This is a genomic window from Haloarcula sp. CBA1131 (assembly GCF_008728975.1).
Classification (GTDB): domain Archaea; phylum Halobacteriota; class Halobacteria; order Halobacteriales; family Haloarculaceae; genus Haloarcula; species Haloarcula hispanica.
The window spans coordinates 1,473,916-1,489,485 of sequence record NZ_RPCY01000001.1; the positions used below are offsets into that span (position 1 = coordinate 1,473,916).

Sequence of the window (15,570 nt, forward strand, 5' to 3'; positions counted from 1 at the left end):
TTACCACCTCATCGTCGTCGCCTTCGTCACGTCCACGTCTGAGAAGTTGCGGTACAGGACCAGGACGATACCGATCCCGATGGCGACCTCCGCGGCGGCGAGTGCCATCGTGAACAGGCTGAACACCTGGCCGGTGAGGTTCCCGTGTTGTAGCGAGAACGCGACGAGGTTGATGTTCGCAGCGTTCAACATCAGCTCGACGGACATCAGGAAGATGAGCGCGTTCCGTCGCGTGAGGATGCCGAACAGGCCGATACAGAATATGGCCGCCGACAGGAGGAGATACGTCTCGGCCGGAATCACGAGTCGTCACCTCCCGGGCCACCGTCAGCGGCAACGGGCACGTCTTCGTCTTCTTTGGTTTCGACACCGAGCGTGACCGACTCGCCGGCGACCTCGCGGCGAGCGAGCATGACGGCCCCGACGAGTGCGGCCACCAGCACGATGTCGATGACCTCGAAGGCGACGAGGAACCCTTCACCGGGAACGGCCGTCTCACCCTCGCCCATAATCGCGCTCGGGGCGATATCGAACAGCGCCGCGCCGAGGCTCTTGGTTATCGCCGCTCCCTCGCCGAAGCCCGCTGGTGCGGGAAACGAGACGCCCATGAACACTGCACCGAGAACGACGAACAGGGCGATTGCGGCCAGTCCAGCGACGAAACTCCCCTCCGTCTGTAGTTCGGGTTTTGTGGTCATGGTGTCACCTCGATCACCGACTCGTCCTCGCGGGTCAGCATCACCGCGAAGGTGATGAGGACGAGGACGCCGCCGACATACACCAGGATCTGCATCGTTGCGACGAACGCCGCCTGGTTCATTACGTAGAACACTGCGACGCTGACGAGTGACACGCCCAGTAACAGCGCCGAGTGCCAGACGTCCCGGACTAACACGACGCCCGCAGCGCTGCCCACCGTTACCATAGCGAACAGCGCGAACGCAATTGACTCTGCCAGTGCCATCTTACTTGGAGACTCTTTGCGGCGTCCCTTTGAAGATTCCTCTTTCGTCTCGCCAGTAGAGCCACTGTTTGCCGGTATGGCCCCCATATTTCGGGGCACTTCCGTCCTGCTGGCGAACACCTATCAATTAACTGGTGGGTTGCAGCGGTGGAGCCCGTAGCTCTACCCAGGGAGTGATACTGGAAGGTCGGCCTCGCTGAGCGGACGGTCGTTTCGGCGAGTCACATACGGATGACAGTTCAGCAACGACGCTTGACCCGACAGAGAACCGCTGAAAGCCGTCGTAAAAGGAGTTACTGGTAGTCCACTTCGCCGTCGCCTTCGCCGATCCACGCGCCCCGGTCCGGTTCGCGTGACTCGAGTGGGTCGATGTCCTTGTACCACGGGACGTTTTTGAGTTGCTCCTTGTCGTAGGCGAACTCGTCTTTCGTGTCCGCGGTGAACTCGAAGTTCTGGGTCAGGAGAATGGCGTCGGTCGGGCAGACTTCCTCACACAGCCGGCAGTAGATACACTGGCCGATGTGGAGGTTGTACTGCTCGCCGTTGCGCTGCTCGTCCATCACGATCTGGATCGTGTTGTTCGGGCAGACGTTCTCACACTGTCGACACCAGATACACCGCTCCTGGCTCCACTTGTGGACGCCGCGGAAGCGGGGGCTCACCTCGGGGGCGACGTCCGGGTACTCCACCGTGAACGTCTCCCCGTCGAGGGCGTGTTTCATCGTCGTCGCCATGGATTTCAGGATTCCGATCATGACAGGTCACCTCCGGTCGCTCGTGGGTCGGTTCGCGTGGCCGTCATCAGACGGTCACCCCGACGATAACCGCGGTCAGCAGTAGGTTCGCCAGCGAGAGCACCAGCATTCCCTTCCAGCCGATTTCGATAAGCTGATCGATCCGGACGCGGGGCACCGCCGAACGGGCCCACTGCGTGAACAGGAAGACGCCCCAGATCTTGATGAGGAACCAGACGATGCCGGGCAGGACCGGACCGGCCGGCCCACCGAGGAAGATCGTGGCGATGATCGCCCCGCCGAGGAAGATGTGGATGAACTCCCCGAGGTAGATCAGGACGAAGTACACCGAGGAGTACTCGGTCTGATACCCGGCGACAATTTCGGTCGGCGCTTCGGGGATGTCGAACGGGTTCCGGCCGACTTCCGCGAGGTTCGCGATCATGAACAGCACGAACGCGAAGGGGTTCACGAACGCGTACCACGACGGCAGCGGGCCGATAAGGGACTGCTGCTGGGCCGCGACGATCTCGCTCATCTGGAGCGAACCGGCGAAGATGACCACCGACGCGCCCGTCAGGATGAGCGGGATCTCGTAGGCGAGGTTCTGCGCGACGGCGCGCAGCCCGCCAAGGAACGAGTACTTGTTGTTCGATGCGTAGCCGGCCATCACGAGACCGATCGACGTGGTCGAGGCCACGGCGAACACGTACGCCAGCCCGACCTCGGGGTCGGCGAGGTGAATGCCGTTCCCCATCGGAATCACGGCAAAGCCGAGCAGCGCGGTACTGGCGATAATCAGCGGCGCGAGGTCCCACGCCGGTCGGTCGACGCCTTCGGGAACAATGAGTTCCTTCGATAGCAGGCGAACGGCGTCAGCCACGATAATGAACAGCCCGTACGGGCCAATACGGTCGACGGCGATGCGGTCGGTGAACGCGGCCGTAATCTTTCGCTTCGCCCACGGACCGGCAAGCGCCGTGTTCGTCATCATGAGCGTCCCGATGAGTCCAGCTCCGACGAGGCTCAGCACGATCATCACGGCCGTGCTGTTGGGGTCGAGGTCCAGCAGGTTCGCGAGCGTTTCCGGTAACGGCGCCGACTGCATTACCGGTCCACCTCCCGAGTACGATGTCGAGGCTCCCGAGCGAGGCGATCATGTCAGGGATGTACTCGCCCTGGGACATCTCCGGCAGCGTCTGCAGGTTCGAGAAGCACGGACTGCGGATCTTGAACCGGGCCGGCTTGTCCGTGCCGTCCGAGCGGATGTAGATGCCGAGTTCGCCCTTTGCACCTTCGACGGAGCGGTAAATCTCCTTGTCGGGGTCGGGTCGGAGCGTCCGCGGGACGTTGGCCTGAATCTCGCGGTCGTCTTCCGGCCACTGCTCCAGCAGGTCGACACACTGCTCGATGATGCGGGCGGACTCCTCGACCTCGCGAAGGCGGACGAGAACGCGGCTGAAGTTGTCGCCGCCCTGCTCGGTGACGACGTTCCAGTCGAGTTCGTCGTAGTAGCCGTACGGGTCGTCGCGCCGGATGTCGTAGTCGACGCCCGACCCGCGTGCCACGGGACCGGTCGCGCCGTACTGTTTGACTTGCTCCGGCGAGAGGACGCCGGTGTCGACACACCGCATCTGGAAGATCTCGTTGCCGGTGACGAGGTCGTGGATTTCTTCGAGCTTGTGCGGGAGATCGTCGAGGAAGTCGCGGATCTTCTCGAAGTACTCGTCGCGAGGCTCGGGTAGGTCCCAGGCGACCCCGCCCAGCCGGAGATAGTTGAACATCAGCCGCTGGCCGGTCAGGTCTTCCAGCAGGTTCTGGACGATTTCGCGGTCGCGGATGCCGTACTGGAAGACGGCGGTGAAGTCGCCGAACACGTCCAGCGCGAACGTCGCCAGCGCAAGCTCGTGCGAGGCGATCCGGCACATCTCCGCCGACATCGTCCGGATGACCTGCGCGTACTCGGGAACGTCGATGTCCGCGAGGTCCTCGGCTGCGCGCGCGTACGCCCATTCGTTGAGGATCCCAGCAGAAATGTAGTCCCACCGGTCCGGGTACGGCATGATCTGGTGGCGGTAGGTGCCCTGCTGGCACATCTGCTCCTCACAGCGGTGCAGGTAGCCGATATCGGGTTCGAGGTCGGCGATCTGCTCGCCGTCAAGCACCGTCTCGACGTGGAGCACGCCGTGGGTCGCCGGGTGGTGCGGACCGATATTGACGAACATCGTGTCCGGGTCGTCCTCGCTGCGTTTGTCGTCTTTCAGTGGGTTCGCGTGCTCGCGCAGTGAGACGATCTGTGGCTGGTCCTGATTGTAGTCCTGGCTCAGGGGGTGGCCCTGCCAGGTCTCTGGCAGGAGGATGCGACGCAGGTCCGGGTGGTCGTTGTAGTCGATCCCGACCAGGTCATACGCCTCCCGCTCGTGCCAGTCTGCGGTGTCGTAGACGCGAGCGGCCGACTCGTTGTGCGGGTCGTCTTTCGGCGACGGGACGACAATCGACAGCTCCTGTGTCGGGTCGTTGTACTTCCGCAGGTGGTAGATGGATTCGTACCGGTCGTCGTACTCCTGTGCCGTGACACAGGCGCAGTGGTCGAACCCAGCCTCCTCTTTCAGCGTCGAGAGGACTTCCTGAACCTCGTCGGGACGGATGACGAACCCCTCGGCGTTGACGTGCTCCTCGCGGTCGAGGACGTGGCCCCCGAGCAGGTCCGCGAGCGCGTCGTAATCGAGCCCGTCCTCCGTAACGCCGACGTCGAGCGCCGTATCGCGTGATGGTTTTTCTAAACTCATGGCAGGTTATGGAGAGTCGTTCCAGTTGTACCGCATGACGAGGTCTTCCTCGTCGATCTCGCTGGCGAGTTTATCCACGAGCTCGTCCTGTTCGAGGTCGCCGAACTGCTCCAGTTCGTAGGGCTTGACCGTCACCGGTGAGGACTCGCCCTCGGCGATGCGCTCCTGCAGCTTGGCGACGCCGTAGATGAGTGCCTCGGGGCGGGGCGGACAGCCCGGGACGTGAATGTCGACCGGGATGACCTCCTCCGCGCCCTTGATGACGTTGTACCCTTCCTGGAACGGGCCGCCGGAGATGGTACACGACCCCATCGAAACGACGAACTTCGGCTCGGGCATCTGGTCGTAGACGCGCTTCATCCGCGGCGCGAACTTCGAGACGATGGTCCCCGGGACGATGATGACGTCCGCCTGGCGCGGGGACGCGCGCGGCACCCCTGAACCGAAGCGGTCGAGGTCGTGTTTGATCGCGTAGGTGTGGATCATCTCGATGCTACAGCAGGCGATCCCGAACTGCAGCATGAACATCGAGGAGCCCCGGACCCAGTTCATGAACTTGTCAAACTTGGTCAGGATGAACGGCGTCGACCCGAACGCCTCACGTAGCGTCGAGTTGAAGCGGTCGTCGGCCCCGTCGCCCATGCGGGCCTCCTGTGTCGATACGTCTTCGACGGCCGGTGGTGTCTGGTCACTACTCATATGTGTCTGCCCCCTTCGTGGCGCGCGGACTGCGCACCCACTGAACTGCACCGTTACGCCAGGCCCAACCGAGTCCGATGGCGAGAATCGTAATGAATACGACCATCGGTAGCAGTGCCGTGGTCATCCCGAGCTCAGCGGCAGCGTCGCTGTAGATGACCGTCCACGGGAAGATGAAGACGGTCTCGATGTCGAAGACGACGAACAGCAGCGCGACCATGTAGTACTGGATATTAAACTTGATCTGTCGACTGCTGCCAGTCGGCACTTCACCGGACTCGTAGGTGGTGCGTTTGCCTTGTTCCGGCACGCTGGGCCGCAAGAGGCTCGAAACTGCCATCATCGTCAGTGGGATGGCTAGCGCCACGACCGCGAGCGCGCCGATGGCGATCCATGGATTACTCATTCCGGTATCTCCTATCGTCTGCCGGTTAGAAGTACTCGCATATAAGGGTTCATTGTTCGGTTTTTCGGCCCTGTGGGTCTTTAAGAGCCGACGCGCTCTCGGATGGCAAGTGACCTGTAACTGCCGCACCTCCCAGGGTGTGACGCCCCTCAGTTATCACTCGTCCCAGTACTCGCGCTTGAACCCGGGTGTCCCGAGTTCGTGGAGGTCGCGCGACGCCTCGCCGACGTTGGTCTGGAGGCCTTCGTGATACGAGACGAGACGGTCACGGAGTTCGTCGTGCTGCCGTGCGAGAATCTGTACCGCGGAGAGCGCGGCGTTGAACGACTTGCCAGCGTCGACCGCGGTCAGCGGCGCGCCCTGTGGCATCCCGATGACCGAGTCGACGGATTTCTCCTGCACTGGGACGCCAATAACCGGCAGCGGGTAGGCGATGCTGGCGGTCATGTTCGGCAGGTCCGCGGATTTGCCGCCAGCGCCGGCGATAATGACGTCGATGCCGCGGTCAGCGGCCGTCTCTGCGTACGCGTACATCAGGTCCGGCGTCCGATGGGCCGAGCAGACGAACGTCTCGAAGGTGAAGCGGCTCTCGGGCGCGTCGGTGTAGTCCGTCTGTTCCTCGAAGCCGAGTTCGTCGGCAAGCGCCGCGTAGGCCCCGGGCCGCTTGCCCTGCCCGCCGGCCATCGTCGGCAGGTCCGAGTCCGACCCCATGACGATGCCGACATCGGGCGTCAGATCGTTCGGCCGGTCCATCTCGGCTTCTTCGCGTAACTGGTCGATGAGCGACTGGACGCTGTCTGCGGGCATACGACCGACTGGAACGGGGACGGGCGTAAGTGTAGGCGATTTCCGGTCAGTCGGCTAGGGCCGCTTCCAGTTCGGCAAGCAGCGTCTGTGGGTCCGCAGGGAAGCACCTGAGTGGGTCGGTACGACCGGTGACCTGTATCCTGAGCGCGTACCGCTTGCGGTAGGTGAGCGCGAGGCTGGCGGCACCGGCGACAGCGAAGGCCCCGCCGAGGAGGACCGACCGGTCAAGTGACAGCAGACCGAACCCGACCAGCGCGGCGCTCATCACCGCGAGAAACCAGTCGACGTCCTGAAGACTTACCTCGACGATGTCGTCGAGGTCGACGACCACCGGATTGTCGCCACGGTCGACCACCAGGCGATCAGCACCGAGAATGACAGTCCCGCCGGTTCGGAGCGTGCCGGCGTACCGCTCGGTGTCGACAAGCGATGCGGCGTCTGCGGTCGTGCCGTCGCCGTCGTCGTCCACGGTCAGTCGTCGCTCACTGCAGCCGGGCGGTCGCCGCCGCGGCCGCGGATGCGGTCCAGTGACGAGACGTATTCGCTGTCGTCCTCCGTGAGCGCGGCCCAGGCTGCGAGGCCGCGCTCCTCGCGGGTCCCCGGCACGGTGTTGTCGAGGACGAAGGCGACGATACCGCCGACGACCATCCCGGTGCCACCCATGACGAACAGCGTCGTCGCGACCACATCGGTCCCGAGCACACTCCCGAGGACCGGAACGGCTGCCAAGCCCTGCTGGAGAGCTGTCGCACTGCCGACGTCCATTCCCTGCCCGACCTGGCTCATATACTCGGGCACCGCCAGGCCGGCAAAGAGCGCGAAGCCGACGATGAACACGTTCCGGTTGGCATCGAGGTCGACGTATTTGAGCTGTGAGAGGCCAACGGCAGCGATCTGTCCGAACATGACGATGTAGAGGCCGCCGATGATCGGCGACGGGATGGTCGCGAACAGCTGGCCCGCTGGACCGAAGTAGCCGACCAGAATCATTACCGCGGCGCCGATCTGCACGACATAGCGGGACGCGACGCCAGTAATAGCGATTGCCCCAACGTTCTCAGTGTACGACGTACAGCCGTTGCCGGTGCCCATGATGCCGGCGAATACGTTGCCGACCCCCTCCATCCCGATACCGTCGTTGATTCGGCGGCTGTTCGGCGCACCGCGGCCGGCAATGCGGGCGACGGAGTGGTAATCGCCGAAGCTCTCGACGACGGAAGCGAGCATCCCGGCGAACATCCCGACGATGAACCCCGGCGTGAACTGCGGGAGCCCCACTGGAACGGGTAGATGGGCTGGACCAGCGGTGCGTTCGTGACCGAACCGAGCGAGACATAGCTGACCGAGCCTGCGGCGAAGACGCCGGTGACCGAGAGGATAGCCGCGACGGTCCATGCAAACAGAATACCCAGAAGTACGGGAAAGAGCTTGAACGCGCGGTGGCGTCGATCGAGATACTGCGAACACGCGATAATCGAGAGCATTGTGAGCCCGAGCAGCCACCAGTTTTGCCCGGTCCCGGGGTTGCCGAAGTTCGGGTTCGCTATCTGTGGGACGTTGAACAGCGACAGTCCGATGAGCGCGATGACCGGCGCGATGACGACCGGCCCGACGTACCGCTTCAGCTTCCCCATGAGGCCGCTGTAGCCGATCACCACTTCGACGATGCCGGCGACGATGACAGCTCCCTGTAGTTCGACGAGCATTGTCTGCCAGTCCGCCCCCTGCTGGGCCAGCACGCCGATGATGGCCAGCCCGGGCGCGAGCATGGAGAACGTCCCGCCTTGGACGATCGGGTATCTGTTCCCGAGCGTCGTCTGGGCGAGCGTCGCGATGCCGGAGACGACGAAGAACGTCCCGATGAGACGGCCAACTTGGTCCGGCGCGGCCTCGAACATCCCCATCGCGCCCGCGAGTCCGAGCGGGATCGCCACGGACGCGCCGATCATCGTCAGGTAGTGCTGGACGCCGAGCAGTATCGCCTGCTTTCGCGGTGGCTTGTCGTCGATGCCGTACTCGACGAAGCCGGCGGTTTCCGGTTCCTCCGGTGTGGTCGGATTTTGTCCGTCGTCCGGCGGTGTCGCGTCAGTCATGCTCGCTACCCATGGCACTGCAACTCCCGATACATATTCTTTGCTCGTTGGCCCAGCGGCGACGTGGTTCAGCCGCCCGCCTCGAAAGGAAAACGCTCTTGGCCCGCTCCGACACAGTCTTCGACATGAGCAACGGGGACGACGAGGCCGACGCGTCGGACGACGCCGAGGCAGCAGACGAGATCGACGTGACCGCCGAAGAACTGGAATCGCGTCTTACAGAGGCCAGCGAGGACCTCGACGCCGCAGAGACGGAGGCAGACCTCGACGACGTCGAGTCGTCCCTCGACGACATCGAGAACGACCTCGAAGCCGCCGACTTGCCTGAACCCGACGAAGACGACGACGCTGAAGACCCCCGCGAGGAACTGGAGTCACAGCTCTCGGACCTCCGGGACGACCTCGATGCACAGCGTGGCCCCTACGCCGAGGACGTGGTCACTATCGTTTCCGACGCGGAAGACACCGTCACCGACAGCGAGTGGACCGACGACGGCGAGGGCGAGGCCCAGGAGGCCGTCGAGACGTTCCTCGACGAAAGCGCCGAGTTCGTCGACCACGACGCCGACACGGGCGGCGATTTCGTCGCTGCCGGGGATGCGCTGACCACAGTCGTCGACGCTATCGAAGCGGCAAACCTCGACCCTGACGAGGACACGGAAACTATCGAAGGGCTCCTCGAAGCGGCGGAAACGTTGGAAACAGGGCTGGACGAAGCCGAAGTCTGGGACGACCTCACGGTACAGGAGCAACTCGACGCCCGCGGCTTCTATGATATCCTGACCAACGAGAACCGGAAGGACTTCCCGCCGGAGTGGAACGCCGCGAAGCTCCACGCCGAGGAGGGGGACTTCGAACAGGTTCTGTTCGCATACGACAAACTCGGGTCGGAGTTCTTCGACGGATACATCGTCGACCTCCTGTACAACCTCGGCAGCGACGCCGAGCCGGCCTTCGACGCGATGCACCAGCGCGCCCAGAAGCGCGACAAAGGGCCAATCGAGGTACTGGGGAAGATCGGCGACGAGCGCGCGACCGAGACGCTGCACGACTACATCGACGGCGACGGCGACCCCGCGCTCCAGAAAGTCACGCTGCGCGCGCTGGGCGCTATCGGCAGCGCGGAGTCGGTCCAGCCGGTCGCCAACCGACTCGACGCCGACAGCGAAGAAATCCGCTCGGTCGCCGCCCGCACTCTGGGCCTGCTCGGTGACACCCGCGCTATCGAGCCGCTCGGCGACATACTCGAGTCCGACGACAGCGACTCCGTGCGCGCCTCCGCCGCGTGGGCGCTCCGACAGATCGGGACCGAAACGGCGCTCGAGGAAGCCGCCCGCTACACGGACGACCGCGCGTACATCGTCCAGGCCGAAGCCGAGAAGGCGTCAAGCGCCTGAGTCAGGGAATCTTTTTATACGAACGGGCGGCCAGACGCCCCGATGCGGTCGCTCGCCCCACTCGTCTGTTGCGTGCTCGTCCTCGCCGCGATAGGTCCCCATATCGCAGTTGGACAGGCGTCTCAAGCCGGCACAACAGCCAGCCGTCCTGCGGAGCCGTCGATTCACGCGGTGTACCCGGACCCTGTCGCTGGCGGCGACGCGGGGGAGTTCGTCGTCCTTGACATCCCCGACGGGACCGACATCGGACAGTACGCCATTACCGACGGTGACGGGACTGCGGGTATTCCGAACACCAGCGCACGCGGGCGCGTCGTCCTCTCGACGGCACCGAACCGGACACGCGGGCTCACCGACCGGCCGGTCGTCGGCCTCGACGGACATCTCGCGCTGGCAAACGGGGGCGAGCGGGTTCGCCTTCAGCGTGCCAATCAGACTGTCGATGCCGTTCGGTACACCGAGGCTGTCGAGGGGGAACTCGGCGAGGTAAACGGATCAGTCATCCGCTGGCGACCGCTGGGCGCGACGGACCGACCGGTCGTCAGGGCCGCCGGCGGCGAGGTACAAGCGTTCACGCTTCCGGACTCGCCCGCCGCGCCGATGCAACCGATTCGCAACGCTACCGAACGGGTGTACCTGGCCGGCTACACGCTCTCCTCGGCCAGGGTCGCCGACGCCCTCATCGCCGCCCAGCGCCGTGGCGCGACGGTCCGCGTCCTTCTCGAAGGTGAACCGGTCGGGAGCCGCACCGCCGCGGAAGCCCGCACCCTCGACCGGCTGACCGACGCCGGCGTCCCGGTTCGGGTAGTGACTGGCCCGCGCACCAGATACCGCTACCACCACGCGAAGTACGCCGTCGCCGACGGGCGGGCCGTCGTGCTGACGGAGAACTGGAAACCCGCGGGAACCGGCGGAAACAGCAGCCGGGGCTGGGGCGTCATCACGGCACAACGACGGGTCGTCGACGGGCTGAATCAGACGTTCCGATCTGACGCCGGCTGGCAGGACAGCGAGCGGTGGGGGGAGTACCGTCAGGGGCGACAGTTCGAGCAGGGCGAGCCGGCGACGGGCTCGTACCCGAGCGAGTTCCGGACGGAGTCGGTGGCCGTCCAGCGGACGGACCTCTTGGTTACCCCGGACAATGCCCAGGGCAAACTCGTCGCGACGATAGACGACGCGGACGACTCCATCGACGTCATCCAGCCCACGGTCGGAGATTGGGAGAGCCCACTTCTGCGGGCGCTCCGCCGGGCCGCGTCGCGCGGCGTCGAAGTCCGCCTCCTGCTGAGTGACGCGTGGTACGTTCGCGAGGAGAACACGCAGACAGCACAGCGGTTTCGGGAGTGGGCCGACCGCAACGACGCATCGCTGACGGCGAAAGTGGCGGACCCCGCCGGTCGCTACGAGAAGATCCACGCGAAGGGCGCCGTCATCGACAACAAGCAGGTCGTCGTCGGCAGCCTCAACTGGAACGAGGCGGCAGCGACGTCGAATCGCGAGGTCGTACTCGTGTTGCACGGCCGCGACGCGGCCGACTACTTCGGTGCCGTCTTCGACGCTGACTGGGGGGCCGGCGGGTTCGACACGCCGATTGGGGCACTCGTGGCCTTGCTCGGACTCATCGTGGTCGCCGGGCTCGCCGCTCGTCGGGTTTCGTTCGAGGCGTAAAAAACGGGTATCGTGTGTCGAGCGGCGTTACACTTCTTCCGGCAGCGCCGTCGAGCTTCCGAGCTCCTCGTCGATTTCGGCTTCGGCCATCTTCTCGACGAGGGCGTCGATGACCGACTCGCGCCGGCCCTTGACGAACTTGATGGAGCCGACGACGAGGTGGCCGCCGCCGGAGACGCCGCCGCCGTCGACCTCCTCGGTCAGTTCGGTAACCATCCGCGGGATGTCAAGCCGGACGCCGTCCGAGCGCAGGACGGCGAAGTCCGGGCCGTAGCCGATGGTGATGACGGGGTCGCCCGTCTCGGCGACCTTCCGGTCGTGGATTTCGCCGGTCGTCTTGCCCGGCGCGGGGTAGGTAAAGCGGTGGGCATGGTTCTCCACGTCGATCGTATAGAGGTGCGCGCCGTTGTCGAGGCGCTCGTGCTCGACGTGGCTCATCGCGGCGTCGAGCTGGTCCTCGACGTCGCGCTCGGCCCGGTCGGCGAGGAAGTCGACGACTTCCCCGTGGCGGTCTCGGTCGTCGCAGTCGACGTTCAGCACGTCGGTGATGAGCTGTTCGCCGGAGTTGTAGCGCAGCCAGTGGGTCGCGTAGTCCAGCGCCTCGCCGATGTCGCGCAGGTCGGCCTCGTCGTAGTCCTTCTCGCCGGCGAGGTCGATGTAGTCGCGCATCGCCTCGGCCTCGGAGCGGTCCGACAGGCCCGCGACAGCGGGGACGTGTCGGAGGTCCTCGGTGAGGTCGGGGTCGATCATCCGGGCGAGTTCGACACACAGCATCCCCGTCGTGATGCGGTAGTCCTCGTCGTGGAGGTACGGATTGACGTGCTGTTCGATGAGCGGCTCGACGGCTTCCGGGTCCGGGTGGTGGTGGTCGACGACGACCACCGGGATGTCGTAGTGCCGGAGGTTACGGTAGGCCGGTGTGTCCTCCTCGGTGGAGCCGTTGTCGAGCATCAGCAGCATCGGTAGCTTCTGGCCGTGGCGGGTACGGTCCTCCAGCGCGAAGTTGAGGTCCCGGGTCACGTCCTCCATCTCGTAGTAGGGGGCCTTGCTCGGCAGGCGCTTGAGGAGGTGCTGGGGCGCGCTGGCGTCCTCGTACTGGGAGGCGATGAACGATTCCAGCGCGACCTGCAGCGGCACGCTCGCACAGAGCCCGTCGCCGTCGGCGTGGTGTCGCATGCGAATCGGGCGGCCCGAAAGCACCGTCTTGCGGAGTTCGGTCGCGACTTCGCGGAGGTCGTCCCACAGCTTCTCGAAGGCGGACCACTCGACCAGCGGCTCGACGTCGGCCGGCTCTGCGGCCTCGGCCAGTGCGTCGTCGAGGTCGCTCTCGATGTCGTCGGCTTCCTCACCGTCGAGGACGGTCAGCGATTCAGCCTCGACCTGCAAGCCGTCGTCGCGTTCCTCGGCGCGCCCGGAGACGCGGACGATGTCGTCGATTTGGACGTCGGGGTGCGCCCGGACGCCGGCCTCCTCGAAGGCGGCACAGGGGACGATACCGGTTTCGTCCCGGACCTGGAACACAGTGGGGCCGCCGGTCTGTTTGATCTGGACGACCTGGCCCTCGATGATGACCGTCTCACCGGTGGCGTCGACGAGGTCGGCGACGGTGGTCGCGTTGCCGTGGGCGACGTGCTGTTCCTCGTAATCGGCGACTCGCACTTCCTCGAAGCTCAGGTCGCCGTCGGGACGGATCTCGCCGAGTTCGACGATGAGGTCCTCGCCCACGTCGTACTGGCCCAGAAGATTAGAGTCGTGGACGAGACCGGAGACAGCGTCGGAGAGATCGACGAACACGCCGTATTCGACGGTGCCGTTGACAGTTGCGTGGTACAGTGCGCCTTCTTCGAGATCGTCGGACGTACATTGGTCCGCGAGATCGTAGACGATGGTCCCGCCGTCGGGGACCGTAGCACCGTCACCGGTGCCAGTTGGCGAAGACATTTGTCAATCCTTCGGTGCTCCCCCGTTTGTACTCTTCGGAATCCGCGGAGGGACGAACACAACGCGTAAAAAGCGTCCGACCCGACTGCGTGGTATGGGGTTGTTCCGAACGAGCGGGATACTCGGGATTGCGGAGTCCGCACTCGAGTTCGCGCTCGCAGCCTCTGAGGAGGCCCATCCCAACGAGTATATGGGCTTTCTCAGGGGCGATGACGCCAGCAAGCTCGGGCTCGACGACGACGGGACCGTTCTGACCGATGTTCTGGTCATTCCGGGGACGGAGTCGAACCCGGTCAGTGCGACTGTCAAGACGAGCATGGTTCCGAACGACATGCGAGCAGCGGGGTCGATTCACTCGCACCCGAACGGCGTCCTCAAGCCCAGTGACGCCGACCTCGCGACGTTCGGCCGCGGCGACGTTCACATCATCGTCGGCTACCCGTACGGTCGCGACGACTGGAAGGCCTTCGACAGCGACGGCTCGGTCGTCGACCTTCCGGTGCTCGACGTGGAACCGCCGGAGGAGTCCTTTTTCGATTTCGATCAGGCCGACATCGACGCGGAGCTACGTGAGGAGGAGTTCGATCAGTGACCCGCGTCGTCGCACAGGGAACGTTCGACATTCTGCATCCGGGCCACGTCCACTATCTACAGGACGCCGCCGACATGGGCGACGAACTGCACGTCATCGTCGCCCGCTCGGTCAACGTCACCCACAAGGAGCCGCCGGTCGTCCCGGACGAGCAGCGCCGGGAGATGGTCGGCGCGCTCAAACCGGTCGACAAAGCGCACCTCGGCCATCCCGAGGACATCTTCGTTCCCATCGAGCGCATCGAACCGGACATCATCGCGCTGGGCTACGACCAGCACCACGACGACGAGCAACTCGAAGCGGCGCTGTCCGCCCGGGGCCTCGACTGTGATATCTGCCGGGCCAGCCCGCTGGAAGCCGAGGCGGCTGACCGGCTCCTGTCGACAGGCCGGATCATCGACCGGATTGTCGACGAGCGTAGCTGACTCGGTTCCGTAGTCTGCCCACTCTTATCAGCATATTAGCAAAATTATTTTACACCCCTGTATCGCTAATGCAATCACCAGTTGGGACGATACAATGGGGATGGTCACAGTCAACGACGTCGATTCACGGTCGTACCGCGCTGTAGAGATACTGCTGCTCCTGCCGACGCTCCTGTTTGGATTCCTCGGTCTCGGACTGATCGTTGTCGGGATAGGGGGCGAGAGTGTGGGTACCGGGCCCCTCGGGATGGCCAGCATCTTCGGGACGTTCGGCGTCTGGTACCTCGGTGGCATTGTCGTGGCACTGATATCGTGGCTCGTAACGCCGGTTTTCCTCTACTTTGATACAAAGAAAGTGCAGGAAGCAGACGTGGACTGGGACCCGAATCCAGTCCTGTATGCGGTCGCCGGCTTCTTCCTCGGCTACCTGATGAAACTTCACCACCTGTACAAACGCCATCAGTATGTCGTCGACTGGGTCGACCGGGACTGGTGGTGGACGGTTGTCGCTATCGGGGCCGTGCTGCCGCCCGTTTGCCTCGCTCTCGGGGGCGTACTTGTTTCGAGCGGAAGCGTCGGTATCGGACTTGTTTCGATTGGCGTCGGTATCCTCACCGCGGTACCGTTCTCCGTCGCCATCTACCGCGATGCGACCTACGTTCGCCTTCAGTCCGGGACGTGGCAGCCTAATCCGGGGAACTACGTCAATCTCGGTGTCTTTTTCCTGATTCCCGGGCCGATAGTGTACCCTATAATCGGCTGCTACTACCTGTTTCGTCGCCACCGGGCTATCGGGACACTGTAATCGGTGACGTAGCCCTCCCTGTTCCAGTCCGAGATACGAACGTGGTGCTCACAGTTCTTGGAGGCGTGATGTGAGTGGCCCCGATTCCAGTCTAACCACAGCCTTCGTTTTACGACAGTAACAACCGCCTCTGAGACGACGCGCTCACCGGTACTGTCGATGCCGGCCGCAATCGCCAGCGCGTACTCGCCGTCGTTCGGAACGGCTACGGTCAGATTGTCGGGGCCTGAATCAGCGACGGAGTCCCAGC

The 15,570-nt window shown here is 64.3% G+C and carries 15 protein-coding genes and 2 pseudogenes; 5 read left to right on the top strand and 12 right to left on the bottom strand.

All coding sequences use genetic code 11. From position 1 onward, the window contains the following. The 11 genes and pseudogenes from nuoK to Har1131_RS07650 all read right to left on the bottom strand — a co-directional run bounded on the left by nuoK (position 1) and on the right by Har1131_RS07650 (position 8,492). Complete coding sequence (nuoK, locus tag Har1131_RS07600; RefSeq protein WP_014040788.1) at positions 1-303, bottom strand: NADH-quinone oxidoreductase subunit NuoK; 303 nt, start codon at positions 301-303, stop codon at positions 1-3. Further along, positions 300-698 (bottom strand): NADH-quinone oxidoreductase subunit J, encoded by a 399-nt coding sequence (locus tag Har1131_RS07605; protein ID WP_014040787.1) that lies wholly within the window; start codon positions 696-698, stop codon positions 300-302. Before Har1131_RS07605 ends, nuoK begins: the two co-directional genes overlap by 4 nt. Next, entirely contained in the window at positions 695-964 is a 270-nt protein-coding gene (locus tag Har1131_RS07610; RefSeq protein ID WP_004591678.1) for an NADH-quinone oxidoreductase subunit J, read from the bottom strand. The genes Har1131_RS07605 and Har1131_RS07610 overlap by 4 nt, the downstream gene beginning before the upstream one ends. 293 nt (positions 965-1,257) lie before the next feature. Beyond that, positions 1,258-1,719, bottom strand: coding sequence for an NADH-quinone oxidoreductase subunit I (locus Har1131_RS07615; protein WP_004518194.1), 462 nt, complete (start codon positions 1,717-1,719; stop codon positions 1,258-1,260). A gap of 46 nt (positions 1,720-1,765) precedes the next feature. Further along, on the bottom strand, positions 1,766-2,806 hold the full coding sequence (locus Har1131_RS07620) for a complex I subunit 1 family protein (protein WP_014040786.1): 1,041 nt from the start codon (positions 2,804-2,806) through the stop codon (positions 1,766-1,768). Between the two features lie 13 nt (positions 2,807-2,819). Further along, positions 2,820-4,487 (bottom strand): annotated as a pseudogene (locus Har1131_RS07625) (NADH-quinone oxidoreductase subunit D); the annotation flags it as partial. A gap of 6 nt (positions 4,488-4,493) precedes the next feature. Next, positions 4,494-5,186, bottom strand: a complete 693-nt coding sequence (locus Har1131_RS07630; RefSeq protein ID WP_004957101.1) for an NADH-quinone oxidoreductase subunit B — start codon at positions 5,184-5,186, stop codon at positions 4,494-4,496. Next, a complete protein-coding gene (locus Har1131_RS07635) occupies positions 5,179-5,592 on the bottom strand; it encodes an NADH-quinone oxidoreductase subunit A (RefSeq protein ID WP_004957100.1) in 414 nt (137 codons plus the stop codon). The genes Har1131_RS07630 and Har1131_RS07635 overlap by 8 nt, the downstream gene beginning before the upstream one ends. Before the next feature lie 156 nt (positions 5,593-5,748). Then, positions 5,749-6,399: an AIR carboxylase family protein gene (locus Har1131_RS07640; protein WP_014040784.1), complete on the bottom strand. Its 651-nt coding sequence runs from the start codon at positions 6,397-6,399 to the stop codon at positions 5,749-5,751. A 46-nt stretch (positions 6,400-6,445) separates the two neighbouring features. Beyond that, positions 6,446-6,868: a hypothetical protein gene (locus Har1131_RS07645; protein WP_014040783.1), complete on the bottom strand. Its 423-nt coding sequence runs from the start codon at positions 6,866-6,868 to the stop codon at positions 6,446-6,448. Positions 6,869-6,870: 2 nt separating this feature from the next. After that, positions 6,871-8,492 (bottom strand): annotated as a pseudogene (locus Har1131_RS07650) (uracil-xanthine permease family protein). A 125-nt stretch (positions 8,493-8,617) separates the two neighbouring features. Between Har1131_RS07650 and Har1131_RS07655 the strand changes: the two are divergent. Together Har1131_RS07655 and Har1131_RS07660 are read left to right on the top strand one after the other, a co-directional pair. Then, on the top strand, positions 8,618-9,889 hold the full coding sequence (locus tag Har1131_RS07655; protein ID WP_064287608.1) for a HEAT repeat domain-containing protein: 1,272 nt from the start codon (positions 8,618-8,620) through the stop codon (positions 9,887-9,889). 42 nt (positions 9,890-9,931) lie between these two features. Next, positions 9,932-11,557: a phosphatidylserine/phosphatidylglycerophosphate/cardiolipin synthase family protein gene (locus Har1131_RS07660; RefSeq protein ID WP_151145761.1), complete on the top strand. Its 1,626-nt coding sequence runs from the start codon at positions 9,932-9,934 to the stop codon at positions 11,555-11,557. Positions 11,558-11,584: 27 nt separating this feature from the next. Here the strand turns inward: Har1131_RS07660 and Har1131_RS07665 are convergent, their stop codons facing one another. Continuing rightward, a complete protein-coding gene (locus tag Har1131_RS07665) occupies positions 11,585-13,498 on the bottom strand; it encodes a DHH family phosphoesterase (RefSeq protein ID WP_151103568.1) in 1,914 nt (637 codons plus the stop codon). 94 nt (positions 13,499-13,592) lie between these two features. Here Har1131_RS07665 and Har1131_RS07670 point away from each other — a divergent pair, with 94 nt between their 5' ends. The 3 genes from Har1131_RS07670 (at position 13,593) to Har1131_RS07680 (ending at position 15,320) form a co-directional block, all read left to right on the top strand. Further along, positions 13,593-14,090, top strand: a complete 498-nt coding sequence (locus tag Har1131_RS07670) for a Mov34/MPN/PAD-1 family protein (RefSeq protein ID WP_014040778.1) — start codon at positions 13,593-13,595, stop codon at positions 14,088-14,090. Beyond that, a complete protein-coding gene (locus Har1131_RS07675; protein WP_064287605.1) occupies positions 14,087-14,515 on the top strand; it encodes an adenylyltransferase/cytidyltransferase family protein in 429 nt (142 codons plus the stop codon). The genes Har1131_RS07670 and Har1131_RS07675 overlap by 4 nt, the downstream gene beginning before the upstream one ends. Positions 14,516-14,609: 94 nt before the next feature. Further along, the gene (locus Har1131_RS07680; protein WP_225308096.1) at positions 14,610-15,320 is read left to right on the top strand and encodes a hypothetical protein; all 711 of its coding nucleotides are present in this window, start codon (positions 14,610-14,612) and stop codon (positions 15,318-15,320) included. The last annotated feature ends 250 nt before the right edge of the window (positions 15,321-15,570 follow it).

What these genes read in the sequence shown, in the direction of transcription:
- Har1131_RS07605 (WP_014040787.1), bottom strand. Translation starts at nt 698, where the DNA reads ATGACCACAAAACCCGAACTACAGACGGAGGGGAGTTTCGTCGCTGGA.
- Har1131_RS07610 (WP_004591678.1), bottom strand. Translation starts at nt 964, where the DNA reads ATGGCACTGGCAGAGTCAATTGCGTTCGCGCTGTTCGCTATGGTAACG.
- Har1131_RS07615 (WP_004518194.1), bottom strand. Translation starts at nt 1,719, where the DNA reads ATGATCGGAATCCTGAAATCCATGGCGACGACGATGAAACACGCCCTC.
- Har1131_RS07620 (WP_014040786.1), bottom strand. Translation starts at nt 2,806, where the DNA reads ATGCAGTCGGCGCCGTTACCGGAAACGCTCGCGAACCTGCTGGACCTC.
- Har1131_RS07630 (WP_004957101.1), bottom strand. Translation starts at nt 5,186, where the DNA reads ATGAGTAGTGACCAGACACCACCGGCCGTCGAAGACGTATCGACACAG.
- Har1131_RS07635 (WP_004957100.1), bottom strand. Translation starts at nt 5,592, where the DNA reads ATGAGTAATCCATGGATCGCCATCGGCGCGCTCGCGGTCGTGGCGCTA.
- Har1131_RS07640 (WP_014040784.1), bottom strand. Translation starts at nt 6,399, where the DNA reads ATGCCCGCAGACAGCGTCCAGTCGCTCATCGACCAGTTACGCGAAGAA.
- Har1131_RS07655 (WP_064287608.1), top strand. Translation starts at nt 8,618, where the DNA reads ATGAGCAACGGGGACGACGAGGCCGACGCGTCGGACGACGCCGAGGCA.
- Har1131_RS07660 (WP_151145761.1), top strand. Translation starts at nt 9,932, where the DNA reads ATGCGGTCGCTCGCCCCACTCGTCTGTTGCGTGCTCGTCCTCGCCGCG.
- Har1131_RS07665 (WP_151103568.1), bottom strand. Translation starts at nt 13,498, where the DNA reads ATGTCTTCGCCAACTGGCACCGGTGACGGTGCTACGGTCCCCGACGGC.
- Har1131_RS07670 (WP_014040778.1), top strand. Translation starts at nt 13,593, where the DNA reads ATGGGGTTGTTCCGAACGAGCGGGATACTCGGGATTGCGGAGTCCGCA.
- Har1131_RS07680 (WP_225308096.1), top strand. Translation starts at nt 14,610, where the DNA reads ATGGGGATGGTCACAGTCAACGACGTCGATTCACGGTCGTACCGCGCT.